17 protein-coding genes and 1 tRNA gene are annotated in these 18,363 nt (G+C 69.4%); 7 read left to right on the top strand and 11 right to left on the bottom strand.

Features of this window, described 5'->3' with window-relative positions; all coding sequences use genetic code 11:
- Positions 1 to 8 precede the first annotated feature (8 nt).
- Positions 9 to 470, bottom strand: coding sequence for a MarR family transcriptional regulator (locus tag LHA26_RS04700; protein ID WP_252167577.1), 462 nt, complete (start codon positions 468 to 470; stop codon positions 9 to 11).
- Between the two features lie 143 nt (positions 471 to 613).
- On the opposite strand from LHA26_RS04700, the gene LHA26_RS04695 reads away from it, so the two are divergent.
- On the top strand, positions 614 to 781 hold the full coding sequence (locus tag LHA26_RS04695; RefSeq protein ID WP_252167576.1) for a hypothetical protein: 168 nt from the start codon (positions 614 to 616) through the stop codon (positions 779 to 781).
- A 150-nt stretch (positions 782 to 931) separates the two neighbouring features.
- Here LHA26_RS04695 and LHA26_RS04690 read toward each other — a convergent pair whose 3' ends face one another.
- Positions 932 to 1,294 carry a hypothetical protein gene (locus LHA26_RS04690; RefSeq protein WP_252167575.1) on the bottom strand — a complete coding sequence of 121 codons (363 nt, stop codon included), beginning with the start codon at positions 1,292 to 1,294 and terminating at the stop codon, positions 932 to 934.
- Between the two features lie 30 nt (positions 1,295 to 1,324).
- The gene (locus LHA26_RS04685) at positions 1,325 to 1,753 is read right to left on the bottom strand and encodes a helix-turn-helix domain-containing protein (protein WP_252167574.1); all 429 of its coding nucleotides are present in this window, start codon (positions 1,751 to 1,753) and stop codon (positions 1,325 to 1,327) included.
- Positions 1,754 to 2,071: 318 nt separating this feature from the next.
- Between LHA26_RS04685 and LHA26_RS04680 the strand changes: the two genes are divergently transcribed.
- From LHA26_RS04680 to ribD, 3 genes are all read left to right on the top strand, one after another.
- Positions 2,072 to 2,383 carry a putative quinol monooxygenase gene (locus LHA26_RS04680; protein WP_252167573.1) on the top strand — a complete coding sequence of 104 codons (312 nt, stop codon included), beginning with the start codon at positions 2,072 to 2,074 and terminating at the stop codon, positions 2,381 to 2,383.
- An 8-nt stretch (positions 2,384 to 2,391) separates the two neighbouring features.
- Positions 2,392 to 3,441: an NAD-dependent epimerase/dehydratase family protein gene (locus LHA26_RS04675; RefSeq protein WP_252167572.1), complete on the top strand. Its 1,050-nt coding sequence runs from the start codon at positions 2,392 to 2,394 to the stop codon at positions 3,439 to 3,441.
- A 92-nt stretch (positions 3,442 to 3,533) separates the two neighbouring features.
- Complete coding sequence (gene ribD, locus LHA26_RS04670; protein ID WP_252168295.1) at positions 3,534 to 4,487, top strand: bifunctional diaminohydroxyphosphoribosylaminopyrimidine deaminase/5-amino-6-(5-phosphoribosylamino)uracil reductase RibD; 954 nt, start codon at positions 3,534 to 3,536, stop codon at positions 4,485 to 4,487.
- Positions 4,488 to 4,533: 46 nt separating this feature from the next.
- Here the strand turns inward: ribD and LHA26_RS04665 are convergent, their stop codons facing one another.
- Entirely contained in the window at positions 4,534 to 4,959 is a 426-nt protein-coding gene (locus tag LHA26_RS04665) for a hypothetical protein (RefSeq protein ID WP_252167571.1), read from the bottom strand.
- A 248-nt stretch (positions 4,960 to 5,207) separates the two neighbouring features.
- Here LHA26_RS04665 and LHA26_RS04660 point away from each other — a divergent pair, with 248 nt between their 5' ends.
- The gene (locus LHA26_RS04660; protein ID WP_252167570.1) at positions 5,208 to 6,308 is read left to right on the top strand and encodes a right-handed parallel beta-helix repeat-containing protein; all 1,101 of its coding nucleotides are present in this window, start codon (positions 5,208 to 5,210) and stop codon (positions 6,306 to 6,308) included.
- Positions 6,309 to 6,352: 44 nt separating this feature from the next.
- On the opposite strand, the gene LHA26_RS04655 is transcribed toward LHA26_RS04660, so the two are convergent.
- The 6 genes from LHA26_RS04655 to LHA26_RS04630 form a co-directional block, all read right to left on the bottom strand.
- Positions 6,353 to 7,909: a hypothetical protein gene (locus tag LHA26_RS04655; RefSeq protein WP_252167569.1), complete on the bottom strand. Its 1,557-nt coding sequence runs from the start codon at positions 7,907 to 7,909 to the stop codon at positions 6,353 to 6,355.
- A gap of 234 nt (positions 7,910 to 8,143) precedes the next feature.
- Positions 8,144 to 9,202, bottom strand: a complete 1,059-nt coding sequence (locus LHA26_RS04650; RefSeq protein ID WP_252167568.1) for a retropepsin-like aspartic protease — start codon at positions 9,200 to 9,202, stop codon at positions 8,144 to 8,146.
- Positions 9,203 to 9,270: 68 nt separating this feature from the next.
- Positions 9,271 to 9,346 (bottom strand) — tRNA-Glu (locus LHA26_RS04645).
- 41 nt (positions 9,347 to 9,387) lie between these two features.
- Complete coding sequence (gene recJ, locus LHA26_RS04640; protein ID WP_252167567.1) at positions 9,388 to 11,160, bottom strand: single-stranded-DNA-specific exonuclease RecJ; 1,773 nt, start codon at positions 11,158 to 11,160, stop codon at positions 9,388 to 9,390.
- 753 nt (positions 11,161 to 11,913) lie between these two features.
- Positions 11,914 to 12,459 carry a hypothetical protein gene (locus LHA26_RS04635; RefSeq protein WP_252167566.1) on the bottom strand — a complete coding sequence of 182 codons (546 nt, stop codon included), beginning with the start codon at positions 12,457 to 12,459 and terminating at the stop codon, positions 11,914 to 11,916.
- On the bottom strand, positions 12,449 to 13,204 hold the full coding sequence (locus tag LHA26_RS04630; protein ID WP_252167565.1) for a hypothetical protein: 756 nt from the start codon (positions 13,202 to 13,204) through the stop codon (positions 12,449 to 12,451). Before LHA26_RS04630 ends, LHA26_RS04635 begins: the two co-directional genes overlap by 11 nt.
- 312 nt (positions 13,205 to 13,516) lie before the next feature.
- Between LHA26_RS04630 and LHA26_RS04625 the strand changes: the two genes are divergently transcribed.
- Both LHA26_RS04625 and LHA26_RS04620 read left to right on the top strand, forming a co-directional pair.
- Positions 13,517 to 15,211: an Hsp70 family protein gene (locus tag LHA26_RS04625; protein ID WP_252167564.1), complete on the top strand. Its 1,695-nt coding sequence runs from the start codon at positions 13,517 to 13,519 to the stop codon at positions 15,209 to 15,211.
- Positions 15,208 to 16,950 (top strand): hypothetical protein, encoded by a 1,743-nt coding sequence (locus LHA26_RS04620; RefSeq protein WP_252167563.1) that lies wholly within the window; start codon positions 15,208 to 15,210, stop codon positions 16,948 to 16,950. The genes LHA26_RS04625 and LHA26_RS04620 overlap by 4 nt, the downstream gene beginning before the upstream one ends.
- A gap of 47 nt (positions 16,951 to 16,997) precedes the next feature.
- Here the strand turns inward: LHA26_RS04620 and LHA26_RS04615 are convergent, their stop codons facing one another.
- Complete coding sequence (locus LHA26_RS04615; RefSeq protein ID WP_252167562.1) at positions 16,998 to 18,305, bottom strand: homoserine dehydrogenase; 1,308 nt, start codon at positions 18,303 to 18,305, stop codon at positions 16,998 to 17,000.
- Between the last annotated feature and the right edge of the window lie 58 nt (positions 18,306 to 18,363).

The raw sequence follows: 18,363 nt of genomic DNA, 5'->3' as shown, positions 1-18,363 counted from the left end.
AGCGCCGGTCAGGCCTGCATCTTGCTCAGCGACTGCCATTCCGCATCGAGCCACTGATCGACCGAGGCGAGGAGCGCGACCGAGAGGCTGACGAACCAGCGGCGGCGATCATCGGGATCGGGATGGCGGACCACGGCGCCCTGCGCTTCCAGCCGCTTGATCCAGCGCACCGCGGTGGTGGGCGGCACCTGCGCGGCGATGCACGCATCCGACACCGAGACGCGGCGATGCTCGCGCGCGGCCACGTAGAGATCGAGCAGAATATCCCAGGCGGGCTCGCCGAAGCTGACGCCGGGGATCATCATGGCGCGGCGCTGGCGGCCGGCGAGCAGACGGCGTGCCAGCATCAGCCGGATCGTCGCCTGGCCGGGCGCGGTGGCGAGCGAGCGGTGCAAGGCGTTGATCAGTTCCGCCCGGACATCGGACGTGGCGGGCGAGGAGGGGGTGCCGAGGGGGTTGCCGGTTTCCATGGTCTAAAACCTCCGTTCGGGTCTGCGGGCCGGCGCGCGGCCCGGAGGGTGCCCAAGAGAAGCGCCAGAAGCGCGAGATAAGCCCAAATCGCTATCGCGGTCGCGTAGGCGAACGGCTTGGCCGGCGTGAACCAGCGCGCGAAATGGATGGCGACATCGGACACGGCGAAACCGAAGCACCAGATCGGCCAGAAGCGATCGGTGCGCACGGCAAGCCAGAAGAAGCACAGCAACACCATCAAATCTATTGTGATTATCGGTGGAGCAAAGAGACGCATATCCGCAAGGCCAAGCCTGAAAACCACAGCTGACGCGAAGGACGCCACCAAGTTTACAGCCGCAGCAATCTTTTCAGGCCGGCCGCCAGCAACAAGGGCATAGATACACACCCCAAGCAGAAACAGATTGTATGCGAGCAGCGACAGCATTGCCAGTTGCAAATCCCTCGTGCTGAGCCTCGCTCAACGATCTGTCATGGCTGGCTCGGGGGAGATGTCATTGCCCTCCATCAAGCCCAACTGCGCGATGTTCGCGGGCTTTTCGCCCCAGGCTGTCTCGTCCAGTCCGATCCGGCGGCCGACCTTCTCGAGATAGCTATGCGTTTCGCAGCCGATCCGGCGGCGGCTCTCGACCAGCGACTGGATGCCGAGGCTGGTGCGCTCCAGCGCGATCTGAAGCGTGGCCGCGCCGAGATCGTCGGCCAGATCGCCTTCGCACAGCGTTACGAGAAAGGCGGACGTATCCCGGACGGCACTGGTGATCGAGGCTTCGGCCCGGCGAACGTCGTTCGCGATCAGTCGGGCGATGGTTGCGCGATCCGTCATACTTATCTCCCAAGCCACACGCAGCGGCACCTATGGATGTCCGGCGCCGCCAAGGACGTGATCGGCGGCTTCGAGCGCGGCGGCGGCCAGCGTGATGAGCGCTGGGCCGAGGAGCCCGATCACCAATCCCCAGATCAGCACCTGTCGCCAGGACAGCGTGTTCGCCGGGTTCGCCTTGGTCGGCACCGGCAGAGGAAGCGACCGGACCGGGGGGAGAGAAGGTCCGGTGGCTGGGGGGTCCGAAGGCTGGACCCCGGATTCATAGGCGGCGAACTGGCGCGCCGCCTCAAACCGGCTCGACACACCGAGCCTGCGCATCGCGATCTTCAACTGCTTGTCGACGGCGTCCGGGCTCGACCCGGTCTGGCGGCCGATCTCGGACGAATTGTGATGGGTGAAGACGAGGCGGAGGTAGAGGCGCTGCCGTTCGCTCAGGCTGTCGAATCGCTCGTCGTGCATCACCGCCCCCTAGCGGCGCAGCGTGACGGGTGCGGCGGAGCAGCGCAATCCACCGCAAAGCCGGTGGCGGGGCGCTCGAGCCGGCCGGCGGCCCGCGCGGCGCGCCACTTCCTTTTGCGCCGCAGGAGATTGACCACTTCTTCCATCCAGTAAGCCCCCAAGCGCGACAATGTCCGCGCTCCTTTAGGTCAGGCGCGGGGCGGAGGGGGAGCCTTGGCTTTGTGCATTGCGAAAAACGTCGGATCGCCAGGGGCCGCCCGGCGGTTTAGCGATGGCGCATGGCCGTGCCGCGACGCGGCCGCCGCCGAGGAGATCATCATGTCCAGCCAGCCTTCCGCCGATCCGCTCGATCTGGTGGCGACGCTCGTCGCCCGTCCCGGCCAGGAGGATGCGCTCGCCGATGCGCTGCGCGCCATCATTCCCGCCGTGCGCGAGGAGCCGGGCTGTCTCGCCTATAGCATGTATGTGGACCGCGACGATCCGCGCCGCATCGTGATGATCGAACGCTGGGCGGATCGCGCGGCGCTGGACGCGCACGAGGCCGCGCCGCCCTTCCTCTCGCTGGCGGCGCGCTTCGACACGCTGCTGGACGGCGCGCCGACGGTGACCTTCCTGCGGCATCTGGCCTGAGCCGGACGATGGCCGACCGCGTCGCGCTCGTCGCCGGGGCCCATGGCATCATCGGCAAGGCCCTGCTGGAAACGCTGGCGGAGACGCCGGGCTGGCGGGCGCGGCCGCTGGGCCGGCGGGCCGATCCGCGCGCCGGCGCGATCGCCGCCGATCTCACCGATCCCGCCGCCGCGCGCGCCGCGCTGATGGCCGCCGGCGACGTGACCCATGTCTTCTATGCCGCGCTCAGCCCGCGCGCCGATCTGGCGGAGGAGGAGGCGGTCAACGGCGCCATGCTCGAGACGCTGCTGGATGGCCTGGCGGCGGCGGGCGCGCCGGTGGAGCGGGTGGTGCTGTACCAGGGCGCCAAAGTCTATGGCGTGCATCTCGGCCCCGTGCCGGCGCCCTTCTACGAGGATGATCCGATCCGCCCCCTGGGCGCGAATTTCTACTTCGCGCAGGAGGATGCGCTGCGCCGCCGGGCGGCCGCCGGGGGTCCCGACTTCGCCCTGCTGCGGCCCGACGTGGTGATCGGCGATGCCGCCGGCAATCCGATGAACATCGCCATGGTGATCGGCGCCTATGCGGCGCTGGTGCGGGCGGCGGGGGCGGCCTTCCGCTTTCCCGGCCCGGCGCAGGTCTATGACGGGGTGTTCGCGCAGCTGACCGATGCGCACGCGCTGGCGCGCGCCAGCCTATGGGCGGCGACCGCCGAGGCGGCGCGGGGCCAGGCCTTCAACTATGTGCACGAACCCTTTCGCTGGCGCCGGATCTGGGAGCGGATCGGCGCCGCGCTGGCGCTGCCGCCCGGGCCGCCCCTGCCGATGACGCTCGCCACGCGCCTGGCGGACCAGGGGCCCGCCTGGCGGCGCCTGGTCGCGGCGCAGGGGCTGGTGGACACGCCCTATGACGCGGCGGTGCAGTGGGGCTTTGGCGATTTCGTCTTCCATTCCGCCTTCGATCTCGTGTCGGACATGGGCAAGATCCGCCGCGCCGGCTTCGCCGAGACGGTGGACAGCGGCCAGGCGCTGCTCGATGCCATCGCCCGGCTGCAGGCGGCGCGGGTGCTGCCGCGCTGAGGCGGAGCGGGGCGGGGGGAGGAGAGGTGTCGATGGCGAGCGGCGGGGTAGACGGCGGGGCGGCGGGTCGCGAAGGCGCGGACAGGCGCTGGATGGCGGCGGCGCTCGCCCTGTCCGAGCGGGGCCGCGGGCGGACCGCGCCCAACCCCAATGTCGGTTGCCTGATCGTGCGCGAGGGCGTGGTGGTAGGGCGCGGCTGGACCCAGCCCGGCGGCCGTCCCCATGCCGAGGCGATGGCGCTGGCGGAAGCGGGGGCGGCGGCGCGCGGCGCGACCGTCTTCGTCACGCTCGAGCCGTGCGCCCATGTCTCGCCGCGCGGGCCGGCCTGCGCCGATCTTCTCGCGGCGGCGGGGCCGGCGCGGGTGGTGGCGGCGCTCACCGATCCCGATCCCCGCACCGCCGGCGCGGGCTTCGCCCGGCTGCGCGCCGCCGGCATCGGCGTGACGATCGGGATCGGCGCCGATCAGGCGGCCCGTACCATGGCGGGCTTTCTCCAGCGCCGCTACCAGGGGCGGGCGGAGGTGACGCTCAAGCTCGCCACCTCGCTCGACGGCTGCATCGCCTTGGCCTCGGGGGAGAGCCGCTGGATCACGGGCGCCGAGGCGCGCGCCCATGCCCATCTGGAACGGACGCGCGCCGAGGCGATCTGCATCGGCGGCGGCACGCTGCGCGCCGATGCGCCGCGACTGGACGTGCGGCTGCCCGGGCTGGAGGCGCGCGCGCCGCGCCGGCTGCTGCTGGCGCGAACCCCGGCCGATCTGCCGGCGGGCTGGACCTGGGTGGAGAGCCCGCGCGCGGCGGCGGCGCTGGCGGGGGTGGATCATCTGCTGGTCGAGGGCGGCGCGGGCGCGGCGGCGGCCTTCCTCGCCGAGGATCTGGTGGATCGGCTGCTGCTGTATCGTGCGCCGCTCCTGATCGGCGCGGGCCGCGCGGCGCTGGGAGGGATCGGCCTTGCCGGGCTGGACGCGGCGCATGGCCGGTGGCGGCTGCTGGACGCGCGCGGCTTGGGAGTCGATCGGCTCGAACTCTACGAACGCCGCCGCTAGAAAGCGGGCCGGACGACGGCATCGCGCCGCCCGGCCCGATCAGGCCTCAATGGCCGTTGGGATGCGCCTCGTGATAGGCCTTGTCGCGCTTGGCGCCGGCATTATAGGCCTGGTCGTGCGCCACCGCCTGAGCATGGGTCTCGGGCGCGGGATTGCCCTTCAGCTTGCGGTTATAGGCCTCATCGCGGGCGGTCGCCTCGTGATACTGCTCGTCATGCGCGATTCCGGCGGCATTGGCGCGCTTGGCCCGGTTATAGGCCTCGTCGCGGGCCACGGCCTGATCGTGCGTCTCGGGCGTGGGCGCGCCCTTGAGCGACTGGTTGTACGCCTGATCATGCTTGATCGCGCGGTTATAGGCCTGATCCCGGGCGGCGCCCGGCGGCAGGCTCGAGGCGTCCTGGCCGAAGGCGGGGCTGACGGCCGCGCCGAGCGCGGTGATCGCGACGGCACCGATGAGCATGGTCTTCATCATCTCTCTCCGCATTGCAAAAACGGTCCCTGCAGGACGCCCGGCCAACGATCCGGGGATCGCGCCGTTCCTCGTCCGCCATGCCGGCCTACCGGGCGCGGCCCCGCCGGAGCATGGCGGAGGCATGACAAAGAAGCAGGCCGTGCGTGGCTCGCCGCGCCCCGCGCTCGCCGCGCCGCCCGCGCCTTGCCGGGCCCGGGCGCCGGCGGCAGATCCCGTCCCGTCTTTGACCGTGTTGGGGAGACGAGTAGATGCGTATCACTATAGGCGGGGTCGTACCGCTGCTTCTTTGCGGATTTGCGCCGCTCGCGCCGGCGGCGGGGCGGACGCTCTATGTCGCGCCGGGCGGCGGCGACACCAGGACCTGCCTGTCCGCCGCCGAGGCCTGCGCGACGATCGGGCGCGCGGCGAGCCTCACCTTGCCGGGCGACGAGGTGCAGATCGCGGCGGGCCGCTATCCCGGCCCGGTCTGGATCGGGCGCGGCGGCAGCGCGAGCCAGCCCATTTTCTACCGCTTCGCCGCCGGCGCGCGGCTGGAGCATGACCCGAGCGACGATGTCTCGCTGTTCACGCTGGACGTGGCGGCCCCCTATGTGCGGATCGTCGGCGGCGAGGTGGTGGGCACGCTGCGGAGCATCAGCTACGATCAGGCCCAGGCCAATTACCGCGCCGAGAAGGCCAGCGGCAAGGCGCCGACGCACCAGCGCTTCAACCAATATTGCATCGCCGTGCGCGCCGATCATGTGCTGATCTCGGGCGTGTACGTGCATGATTGCGCGGGCGCGGGAATCTATGCGCAGAATGTCGACGATGTTGAGATCAGCAGCAACCGGGTCGAGCGGACGGGCTGGTGGAGCATCCAGGATCCGAGCGGGATCGACTTCCACTATGGCCGCACCCCCGCCGGCGGCGGCGCCAAGGGGGTGCGCATCCGCGTGAACACGGTGCGGGATTCGGCCAATAGCGTGCCCTTCTGGCAGGATCCGCTCAACGCCAAGCCGACCGACGGCAACGGCATCATGGTGGATCGCGCGCAGGGGCTCGATCCGCGCTATGCCGGAATCGTGCTGATCGAGGGCAATGTCGTGGAGCGGTCGGGCGGCTCGGGCATCCGCGCCTATCGCTCGACCGGGGTGACGATGAACAAGAACATCGTCAGCGGCAGCCATAGCTGCCCGGTGAAGGGCGCCAATTGCGGGGACGAGAATGGCGAACTCAACTATAATCTCGCCTCGGGCACCGTGACCAACAATACGGTGCGCGCGGCGGCGGGGCGGCGCGCGCTGTTCGCCTATGAAAGCAAGGTGGCATTGGGCGGCAACAGCTTCACCGGGCCGGTCGAGGTCCGGTGATCCGTCCGCCCCCGGTCGGGCCGGGGGCGGAGCCGGACTTCGGCTCAGACGAAGGCGAAGTCCGACGCGACGAGGCTGCTGGCGGTGACGCCGTGCAGCAGGATCGAATTGTGCGAATCGAAGCTGATCAGCGTGTCGCCGCCGACCGTGGAGAGGTGCGACTGGAGATGCTGGAAATCGCTGGCGAGCGAGGCCGAGAGCTGGATCACATCATGGTGCGCGGCCGTGCCCGGCTTGAAGTTCCACACCGTATCGTGACCGATCGACTCGCCAAAGGCCAGGGTGGTGGAGCCGAGCGGCGCCCCCACCAGCAGATCGTCCGATCCGGCATGGCCCGCCAGCGTCACCCCCGATACCAGCGCCTGGATGCGGTGGCTGCCGTCCGCATTGCTCGTGTCGGTGAGGATCTTGGTGCCCGACGCCGCATAATGGGTGGCGACCGCGCTGCTCGGCTTGGCGGCGCTGTCGTCGGCATAGCTGAAGCTCACCACATCCTTGGCGCCGCCCGCGGCGGTGAGGACGCTGGAGACGGTGCGGCCGTGCGTATCGAAGCTGGTGACGGCGCTGCTGCCATCGGCGCCGAAGCTCTGCCGCATCTGCACGCTGCCATCGGCATAGTCGCGCTCGAGCTGGGTGAGCTTGCCCTGATCGTCATAGCTCAGCGTCTGGGTGGCATAGGTCTGGCCGGTGACGAAGGTCTCGACGGCCTTGCTGCCATCCTGATGCAGCACGGTGGAGCGCAGCATCGCGCCGGGATGGGCGGGATCATAGTCCACCACCAGCCGATCGCCATTGTCCTGGCGCACATCGGAGCCGATCAGCGTGCCCGCCGCGTTGAAGGCCTGCACATTGGGCTGCGGATCATCCAGATGCCGGACATGGTAGGAGCCATCGGCATTGTAGGTGGTGATGACATGCTCATAGGCATCGCCGGCGGCGTTGAGCTGGAGCCCGTCATAATAGATCAGGCTGCCATTGGCGGCGATCCGCTCCGAGCCCGCATAATGGCCGGCCAGATCATAATAGGTGTCGGTCCGCACGCCGGTGGCGGCATCGGTGCTGACCTCCTCGCGGATCGCGTCGGTGCCGGGGCGGGAGCCGATCAGCGCGCCGGAGCGATCGTAGAAATTGGTGTGCGAGACATAGTCGGACAGGACGATGCTGGTGAGATTCTCCGACATGATCACGCCATTGGCGCGGAAGTTGATCGTGTCCACCGCCTGGCTCGCGCCGAAGCTGTAGGTCGAGAAGCCCAGCGAGCCATCGGGGTTGATCAGCGAATTGCCGGTGACGAAGCCATCGCCGCTGCGATCGACGGTGTTGAGGATCACGCCGTCCTGGTTGAACAGCACCGCATGGGTCTGGTTGTCGCCCGTCCAGGTCAGGATCGACGCGCCCTTGGGGGCGGTGACGATGCCGTCGGTGCTTTCATATTGGGTGTGGCCCAGATCCACCGTCCGAGAGAAGCCCGGCTTGCTGGAATTGGTGAGCGTCAGCACCAACTCGCCGGTGAGACTCTGGTCATCATCGGGACGGAAGCTGAGCTGGGCCTGATTTCCGTTGGCAAGACGGCTGGACGCAACCGTAACGACACTTGACACAGACCGTCTCCCCCCAGGTGCGAGTACGGCTATCTTCCGGAGTTTCCGGCGCAAACACTCGCGACGCGGCTACTTATTACGACCATTATGGTTTTGGCAATGGACTTCGGATTATGTCCGATGATGGCGTACTGCATCGCCTGTGCAGGCGGCGACGAAGCGGCGCCGCCTCGCGCCGAGCCGAGCCGGCAGGCGTGCGCCGGCCGGGCGGGCGGGCGCGACTCGGGCGGCGGCTCAGCCCTCCGGATTGAGCCGGACGATCGGCGCCGCGTCCTTCTCCTCGGGCCGGGTCAGGCGGACGGTGCGGCGGGCGAAATCGATCGAGACGCGGCTGAACGCCTGCATGATATCCATGCCGAGCAGCATCGCCGGCTTCTTGGCGAGGCCGAACCGCTCAAAGGCATGGGCATCGTCGAAGGCGAGCACGACATTGGCGAGATGCGCCGCGCCAAGCCGGAGATCGCGGATCGGCGCCGAGCTGGCGACGATGGTGCGGCCGGTGACATCGGTGATGGTGACCGGCTGGGGCGTCGCGCGGCGGTGGCGGACAAGCTTGTCGCGCAGGGTGAGATTGCCGAGCGTGACCATGCTGCCGGTATCCACCACGGCATAGATTTTCTGCCCCGCCGCATCGGCATCGGCGAGCACGAGCTGGCCGAGCCGGCTGCGCGCGGTGACGACGATCTCGTTGCTGCCGGGCCGGGGCGCATAGGCATCGGCGGGGCTGATCGTCATGCTGTGGCGCACGAGATCGATCACCATCTTCTTGCCCTTGAGCGTATCAATGCCGAGAATGCCGAGGCCGCCGAGATTGCCGGCGTCGAGCACGGGCGCGACCAGCGCCTTGGCGGGCAGCGCGCCGACATAGAGGGAATCGATGCGCACCGCCGGCACGCGGCTTTCGCCGCCGATGCTGTGCAGCGACACCGCGCCCGCCGAGGGCAGGCCGAGCAGGGCGGCGAGCGCGCCCGAGATGATGGTGCGCGTGGCGCCGCTATCGACGATGAAGCGATAGGGTCCCTTGCCGTTGATGAGCACGGGCACCGTCATGCGCGTATCGACCTCGTGGAGCCGCACGGCGGTGCTGGCGGGGGCGCCGGGGACGGTGCTGGCATCGACCGGCGGGGCGGCGGCGTCCGGCGCCGGATCGCGCGGCGCGGCCGGGGCGGGGGACGGGTCCTGCGGGGCGGAGGCCTGCGAGGCGGCGGGGGGCGCCTGGGGTGCGGGGGACGGCGCGGACGCCGCCGCCTGCAGCAGGGCCAGCAGGCCCGCCGCCATCATCGATCCCGCCACGTGCCTCTCCCGTGTCTTTGCCGGGGATGCTACGCCTGTGGGAACGCCGATCAAGAGGGTGGCGGATTTGGTGACCCCTACGGGAATCGAACCCGTGTTTCAGCCGTGAAAGGGCCGCGTCCTAGACCGCTAGACGAAGGGGCCGTCCTGGGTGGGGGGTCGCTTAGGCGAGGCGGGGGGCGGGGTCAAGCGGCCTCGTCCGCCCAGGCGGCGTCGTCGACATGGAGTTCGGCGGCGGCGCGTCCGGACCAATCATCGATGCGGGCGCGGCCGGCGAGCCACAGGCTGCGGTGCGGCGGCGCGCCGAGCAGCGCCTGGCCGAGCGGGCCCTGCGCGGCGTTGAACGCCATGGCCTTGATCGATCGCCCGTCGCTGCCGGCGACGATCGCGCGGACATGGCCGGTGCCGACGCAATCGGCGCGCACCACGCGCACCCGCCCGGCCGCGACGCGCGGCGAGGGCCAGCCGGCGCCATAGGGGCCGCCCGCCTCCATCGCCTCCACCAGCGAGGGGGTGACGCCGCCGGGCGCGACCACCGCATCGAGCAGCAGCGCGCGCTCCGCCGTGGCGGCGGCGACCGCGCCGGCGAGCCGCTCCTCCAGAAACGCCGCCAGCGCCGGCACGCCGCCCGGCGCGACGCTGAGGCCGGCCGCCATGGCATGGCCGCCGCCCGCCAGCAGCAGCCCAGATTCGCGCGCCGCGAGCACCGCCGCGCCGAGATCCACCCCCGCGATCGAGCGGCCCGAGCCCTTGCCGGCGCCCGTCTCATCGAGCGCGATGACGATGGCGGGGCGGCCGAGCCTTTCCTTGAGCCGGCCGGCGACGATGCCGATCACGCCGGGATGCCAGCCCGCCCCCGCCACCAGCGCCACGGCGCGATCGCCGGCGGTGGCGGCGAGCGCCTCCGCCTCGTCGCGCACCGCCTGCTCGATGGCGCGGCGCTCCTCGTTGAGCCGGTCCAGCTCGAGCGCGATGGCGCGCGCCTCGGCCGGATCCTCGGTGGTGAGCAGCCGCACGCCGAGATCGGCGCGGCCGACCCGGCCGCCGGCATTGATGCGCGGCCCGAGCGCGAAGCCGAGATCGGTGCAGCTCGGCGGCCGCTTCAGCCGGGCCGCCTCCACCAGCGCCGCCAGCCCGATATTCCGCCCCTGCGCCAGCACCTTGAGGCCCTGGGCGACAAAGGCGCGGTTGAGCCCGCGCAGCGCCGCCACATCCGCCACCGTGCCGAGCGCGACGAGATCGAGCAGATCGAGCAGCCGCGGCTCGGCCCGGCCGGCGAACCAGCCGCGCGCGCGCAGCGTGCGGACCAGCGCCGCGCCGAGCAGAAAGGCCATGCCCACCGCCGCGAGATGGCCGTGCTGCGCGGCCTGGTCCGCCTCGTCGAGCCGGTTGGGATTGACGATCGCCAGCGCCTCCGGCAGCCGCGTCTCGCACTTGTGGTGATCGACCACGATCACATCGAGCCCCGCCGCGCGCGCCGCCGCCAGCGCCTCGAAGGCGAGCGCGCCGCAATCCACCGTCACCACCAGCGACGCGCCCGCGCGCTTGAGCCCGACCAGCGCGTCCGCCGAGGGGCCATAGCCTTCGAGCAGGCGATCGGGGATATAGTGCCCCGCCCGCACCCCCAACGCGCCGAGCAGCCGCACCAGCAGCGCCGCCGAGGTGGCGCCATCGACATCATAATCGCCGAACACGGTGATCGCCTCGCCCGCCGCGACCGCATCGGCCAGCCGCGCCGCCGCCGCGTCCATATCGCGGAACAGCGAAGGATCGGGCATGAAATCGCGGATCGTCGGCGCGCGGTGCGCGGCCAGCGCCTCGCGCGCGCAGCCTCGCGCCAGCAGCAGCTGATCGACCAGCGCCTCGGGCTGGAATCCGGCATCGGCGGCGAGCCCGCGCCACCGCCAGGCCTGGCCGGTGATCGAGCGCGTGACCCCGCAGGGGGGAGAAAGCTGCATCGCCGCCGCATAGCCGATCGCACCGGGGGAAGGAAGCGGGGCGGTGGGGTTTCGGGGGCGGGGCGGTGGCGATCGGAGGGGGGCGAGGCGAGGGGGTGCGCCCGATCGGGCAGCGTGGCGCTCTGTAGGATAAGCGGGCGCGCGGCGGGGACGCTACGGGGCGGGGGAGAGCCGGCCTGGCGCGTCCTCGCGTGCCTCGGGCACCCGGGGTGCGGCCCTGTGGCGGACCGCTTTAGACCCGCTCTCTCGCGCGGGGCTGGGGTCACGCAGATGAGGCCCCCCCTGTGGCACGGGACGGGCGAACCTGCGCTGACCGGTGAACGGGCAAATGCGAAGCTTCGGCGAACCCGGATGACTTCGCGCCCGGCCGGCTGAAGGCTCGGCGGCCTCCAATCCCGTCCGCCTCGCCCTTGGCCTTCGGGCTTGGTCAGACCGTCGGACCATAGCCTGTGCGCTTTCTGTGCGAAACCTCGGCATTATGCGTAGGCTGAAGAAGTCCTCGCCATCGTTCCCGCCTGTCCGTCATTCTCAGCGCACTGAAGTGATGCTGCGATCGGCTCTCAGCCACCAGGCTGTGCGGCTGCCACCGCCTGGTGGAGGCTCATAATTTCGTTGTTAGCCCCTGTGCCTCAGCCAGTAATCGGTGGCAGCCGACGCTGCCAAATTACGCTTGGCGGGACGAAGGACGATCCGGCACGGCTGAATTTGTCCGAGCCGCCTAGGCAGCAGGCGTCCTGATTTTGCCCGCGCAGCCTAGGCTTCGCAAGGTGCAAGTTTATCAAAGGTAATAAGTCGTCGCTTTATGTTGAAGGTGTAGTTGTCAGTTTTGACCATTTCAGTCAGCTTACCCTCGCGCGCAAGCTTGACAAGGTCCAGCTTCCGCTGCGAGTCATAGAAGATATAGGTAACGCCAAAGGTCGCTTCATACCCGACAACCACGTTTGGGCGAGAAGGATTTCCGAGGAGCATTTCTCGTGCAAAGTCCGGCTTGGTGCCGCCGTCGACCTTTCTTTGTAGAACAATCGTTTCGACGTCACCCGAGCCAAATCTCTCCTTCTGAAGATCGGCACAGCGCCTCGGAACCGCGAAAGTGACAAGGTCGGAGCGGACACAAAATGTGCTTGGATCGGAGCAGTCCACGAGAGGCCGATCCTCCGGGCCAAACCGCACCATCTGATGATGAAGGTCGAGGACCAGCGGACCAAACGCAAAAACCTGCGGCTGATAGCTTTCGGCCAAGGCCGACGCGGCGCTGAGAGCCAGGGTCGAGCATAGCAGGGCGGTGAACTTAGTAGCCATGTGGCACGTCCGTCTTCACATTGATGTGGAGTTGTAGCTCAATCGCCTCCGTAATGTCGTTCGCAAACCTTTCAACGGCGTCAAACTGGGCTGAGTCGGACCAGCCAGTTGGGTCCTGATTATGTTGGTTCAGGAAGTCAGAATACTGCGTCTGCTGAAACTGCCGGGAAATCTGGAGCTTGTGCGCAATCTCATGCAGTTCGATGTAGTTGACCCCGTCAGGGCCCTGAGCCGCGTAGCCCGCCGCGGTTCCGGTCGCATCCATATTCGAGACGTACCGACCCGTAGCCGGATCATACTGGGTTTGTCCCCCGTAATTATGATCCGGATAGGCTACGCCCTCTGTGAACTTGAAATCGAAGTGGTGTGTGATGTCGGCAATTTCATCAGCCGTCGTCACTTTCCCATTGACGATAATCGAGAATGGGTTGGCATTGTTGAGAGCGTCGGATATTGTCTTAGCAGATTGTTCAAATGCTGGCACAACAGTCTGCTTAATGACGGTGTTATTCCCGTCGTAGTTGACGGTCGCCGGACCGCCATCATGACGATGTTTCTCACCTGAGGCGGGACGACGGACGATCCGGCACGGCTGAATTTGTCCACGCCGCTTAAGAATGAGCCCGTCGAGATCAACGACCAGAAGCTTTCTTGCCCGCCCCGCCCCGCCCCGCCCCGCCGCGCGCGCCCGTCGGTCGCCGCTAGGCCGTGAACGCAGAAATCGCGTGGCGGACGCGCGCGCCAACCGCTTCGCGCCCCGACAGCGAAGCGTCCGCGACCGCCCAGCCCGGATAGCTTCGATGGGGCGGGCCTGGACTTTTCTCAAGGGTTGGCCGCCGGCAGCGTGACGCCGGCCTGCCGCACCGGAAGGATAAGAGGGCCGGTCACGCGCCGTTCTCCCAAGACCCGGCGGCGGACACTCCGCCGCGCGCATCATGTGCCCTTGTCAGCGCCAGCGCTGGCCATTCCGCCGAGATTAAGGCCCCCCCATGGCCGCTCGGGCGCCCGAGCGCTCTACTATAGCATTAGTCGTCAGGGGGTGGCGCAGGGGGGTTTCGTGATCGTAGGCATCGATCTTGGCACGACCAACAGCGCCATCGCGCGCTGGGGGGATGGCGGGCCCGAGCTGATTCCAAACAGCCTGGGCGAATTTCTGACGCCCTCGGCGGTGAGCCTGACCGACAATGGCGACGTGCTGGTCGGCCGGGCCGCGCTTGATCGCCAGCCCGTCCATCCGGATCGCACCGCGACCGCGTTCAAGCGGCTGATCGGCACGCAGAAGCCGATCCAGCTCGGACGCTCGTCGTTCACCGCCGAGGAAGTCTCGGCGCTGGTGCTCAAGAGCCTCAAGGCCGATGCGGAGCGCCATTGCGGCGAAGAGGTCACCAGCGCGGTGATCACCGTGCCCGCCTATTTCAGCGATCGCCAGCGCAAGGCGACGCGGCGCGCCGGCGAGCTGGCCGGGCTCAAAGTGGAGCGGCTGGTCAACGAACCCACCGCCGCCGCGCTCGCCTTCGGCATCGCCGAGCGGGAGGACCGCGATCCCTTCCTCGTCTTCGACCTGGGCGGCGGCACGTTCGACGTCTCGATCGTCGAGATCTTCGACGGGGTGATCGAGGTCCGCGCCTCGGCGGGCGACAATCGGCTGGGCGGCGAGGATTTCAACGAAGTCATCGCCGGCATCGCCAAGGAACGGCTGCGCCTGCCGCTCAATCCGGCGCAGGACAAGCTGCGCGAGCAGATCCGCGCCGCCGCCGAGCGGACCCGCCGCGCGCTGAGCGAGGCGGAGACCGCGACCTTCGAACTCGTCTGGCGGGACACGCTGCTATCGACCGAGATCACGGCCGAAGAGTTCGAGGCCGCCGCAGCCCCGCTGCTCGACCGCCTGCGCGAGCCGGTGCTGCGGGCGATGCGCGACAGCAAGCTGTATGCCGATGCCATGAGCGAGATCGTGCTGGTCGGCGGCGCCACGCGGATGCCGATCGTGCGCAAGGCGGTGACGCGGATGTTCGCGCGCTTCCCCAACGCCTCCGTTCATCCCGACCACGCGATTGCGCTGGGCGCGGGGGTGCAGGCGGGGCTGCGCGAACGCAAGGCCGACCTCGCCGAGATCCGCCTGACCGATGTCTGCCCGTTCAGCCTGGGCGTCGAGGTGGCGGAGCACGACGCCAGCGGCACGCTGCACAGGGGGCTGTTCCAGCCCATCATCGAGCGCAACACCGTGTTGCCCGCCAGCCGGGTCCACTGCTTCTCCACCGTACACCCGCAGCAGAACCGGATCGTGTTCAACATCTACCAGGGCGAGGCGCGCACGGTGGCGGCGAACATAAGGCTCGGCAGCGTCGAGATCGCGGTGCCGCCGCGTGCCGCCGGCGAGATCACGGTCGACTGCCGCTTCACCTATGACGTGAGCGGGCTGCTCGAGGTGGACGTGACCGTGCCCGAGACCGGCGAGAAGCGCGTGGCCGTCATCAACGAGGGCGAGGGGTTGGACCGGGCCGAGGCGGAGGAACGCCGCGCCGCGCTGGCCGCGCTCAAGATCCACCCGCGCGACCAGGCCGCCAACCAGGCGCTGATCGCCCGCGCCGAGCGCTGCTTCGAATCCTTTGTCGGCGAGCGGCGCGCGCGGGCCGGGCGGCTGCTGGCGCATTTCCAAGGCGTGCTCGCCACGCAGGATCCCCGCGCGATCGCCGAGGCGATGGCGATGGTGACCGAGCAGCTGGATGCCATCGAGGGCGAGCGCTACCTGTGATGGGGCCCTGGGCAACGCTGGGCATCGACCCGACCGGCGATATCCGGGAGATCCGCAAGGCCTATGCGCGGCTGCTGAAGGCGATGGATCCGGAGACGGATCCCGAAGGCTTCGCCGCGCTGCGCGAGGCGCGCGACTGGGCGATGTATCTGGCCGAACAGCAGGCGGAGGAGGAGGAGGCCGACGACGCCGAGGATGCCGACGAGGCCGAGGACGTCGAGGACGGCGACGACGCCGAGGGTGCCGGAGAGGCCGCGGCCGATCCGGCGGGGGCCGCCGCGCCCGAACCGGTCGCCGCGGCGGCGCCGGATCTTCTTCCGATCGAGCGTGCGCCCGACCTGCGCGGGCAGGCCGATTTCGAGGCGCTGCATGCGCTGCACGCGATGGTGCACGATCGCAGCCGCAGCGTTTCGCAGGAGGAGATGACGGCGCTGGTCGAGCGGATCCTCGCCGATCCGGCGATGCAGAATCTGGCGCATGCCCAACAGGTCGAGCGCTTCTTCGCGGAGACCATCTCCGAGGGTACGCCGCGCAGCGATCCGATGATCGATCGGGCGATCGCCTATTTCCGCTGGGACAGCGACGATAGCGCGCTGCACCGGCCGCCGGTGATCGACTGGATCCTCAAGCGCGCCAGGGATCTGAGCTTCGAGGCCGAGCTGCGCACGGAGAACCGCCGCATGTACCGGTATCTGCGCCGGCTGCGGCAAGCGCCGCCATCGGGGGTGCGCGGCTGGATCGACGGTTGGTTATCCGGCCCCCGCGTCGAATATATGCTGGCCTATGCGCGGAATTATCACCCGACGATCCTTGCCGGGCTGAACGAAGACTCGCATGCCTGGTGGGCGGATCGCATCAAGCGACAGCGCGCGGCGCCGTTCCCGATCGGTATCCTCTATCGCGAGCGATGCCGGAGGATCCTCGATACTGTGATCGATCAGGCGGGTCTGTCCGCGCCGGCAAGATTGATGGCGCTGATGCTCATGTCTGTTTTTGGGCCCATCTTACTGGGCATGATCTTTCACGTATCGTCGCCGCCCGACCCAAATCGCGTGCAGCCACCGGCCCGTCCGGCCTTTGAGGTGGTAGCGCCCGCTCCCGAACTGGTCGTCTTGGACCAGGATCTGGAACAATTGCTTTCCCTGTTCACCAATGGCGCGTTGAGTCTGCCCGAGCTGCCGAGGGTGAACCCTGATCTGTACGCGCGGCTGAAGCGGGAGTGGGACAGCGCGCGGGCGCGGCGCGGCAGCGATCCGCACCCGGCTTTCCAGGCATTGGTGAAAAAGACCGACATCATCCTCTCGCACCTCCTGGCGCGCGTGCTGCGCGACGGGGACGGCAAGCTGGTGCTGGACTTTGCGACCTATTACGAGCAGCGGCTCCGCTGGGCCGAGCGCGCCGCGCCCGAGACATGCGTCGCGGTCCTCGAGGGCCGCGACAGGGGCCCGGACCGGCGCGATCTGAGCAAAGATAGCTACGCCCTGCTCGCGCGCGCGATCCGCACCGGCACGCCGCCGGCCGACGATGTGAAGAACACCGGCACCTACACCGTCCCGTCGACCCTCATGGACGAAGCGATGACGCGCGCGCGCCTCAACCGCGCGGCGTTTGTGCGGGCGCTGCACCGCGAGGGGCCGCCGCTCGCGATCTGCAACGCGCGCATCGCCCTGATCGACGCCGCGCTGGTCCGGCGGGACAAGACGAGCCTCACGTTGTTGCGGGCGATGTTCGGGGGATGAGGCGGCGAGGCGGTCGGTCTGCGCGTGCCCGGCGGGCCATGCCCCCCTCACACGTCCAGAATATGCATCCACATCGGCTGGCCGAGCAGGCTGGGCGAGCCGTCGAGGCGGGCGAGTGCGTCGGCGACGCAGCGTTCGGGGCCTTCGTGCGTGACGAGCGCCACCAGCGCGCCGCCCTCGGGTGTCTGGCCGCGCTGGATGAGGCTTTCGATCGAGACATTGGCGTCGCGCATCGCCGCCGCGATCTCGGCGAGCACGCCGGGCCGGTCGGCCACCGAGAAGCGCAGATAGGCGCGCGCGCGGCGTTCGCCGGCGGGGGCGGGGGGCTGGGCCTCGAGCGCGGCGACGGGCATGGCGAAGGCGGGGCCAAGCTCGCCCCGGGCGATGTCGATCAGATCCGCCACCACCGCCGAGGCGGTCGGCCCGGCGCCGGCGCCGCGCCCCTCGAACAGCAGCCGGCCGACGAAATTGCCTTCCGCCACCACGGCGTTGAGCGAGCCCGCGACATGGGCGAGCGGGTGGTGCAGCGGCACCAGGCAGGGATGGACGCGCTGGAACAGGCCGGCGGTGCTGCTGCCTTCGGGGCTGGTCTCGGCGATGCCGACGAGCCGCACGCGATAGCCCAGCGCCTGGGCCTGAGCGATATCGGCGGCGATGATCTGGCGGATGCCGGTGATGGCGACGGCCTCGAAATCGAGGCGCGAGCCGAAGGCGAGGCTGGCGAGGATCGAGAGTTTGTGCGCGGCGTCGACGCCGTCGATGTCGAAGCCGGGATCGGCCTCGGCATAGCCCAGCCGCTGCGCCTCGGCGAGCACGGCGGCGAAATCGGCGCCTTCGCTCTCCATGGTGGAGAGGATGTAATTGCAGGTGCCGTTGAGGATGCCATAGACGCGGGTCAGCGCATTGGCGGCGGCGCCCTCGCGCAGCCCCTTGATGACGGGGATGCCGCCCGCCACCGCCGCCTCATATTTGAAGGCGCGCTGGAGCCGCTCCGCCTCGGCCGCGAGCGCGAGCCCGTGATGCGCGATCATCGCCTTGTTGGCGGTGACGAAATGCTTGCCCTGGCCGAGCGCCTCGCGGGCCAAGGTGAGCGCGGGGCCATCGGCGCCGCCGATCAGCTCCACCACCACATCGACATCGTCGCGCTGGCCGAGCGCGCGCGTATCGTCCAGCCAGGCGAAGCGGGTGAGATCGACGCCGCGATCGCGCGCCCGATCGCGCGCCGAGACGGCGACGATCTCGATCGGCCGGCCGGCGCGCCGCGCGATGAGATCGCGATTGGCGTCGATCAGGGCGATGACCCCCGCGCCCACCGTGCCGAGACCCGCGAGCGCGACGCGCAACGGCTGTGCCATGCAAAAACCCTCCCGTAGAACCGGCGCGAGCGCTGGCACGACGGGAGGGCCGGAGCAA

The sequence above is a fragment of the Sphingomonas morindae genome (assembly GCF_023822065.1).
Lineage (GTDB): Bacteria > Pseudomonadota > Alphaproteobacteria > Sphingomonadales > Sphingomonadaceae > Solisphingomonas > Solisphingomonas morindae.
The sequence above is the reverse complement of the archived record's forward strand: the minus strand, read 5'-3'. Positions and strand labels throughout refer to the sequence as shown.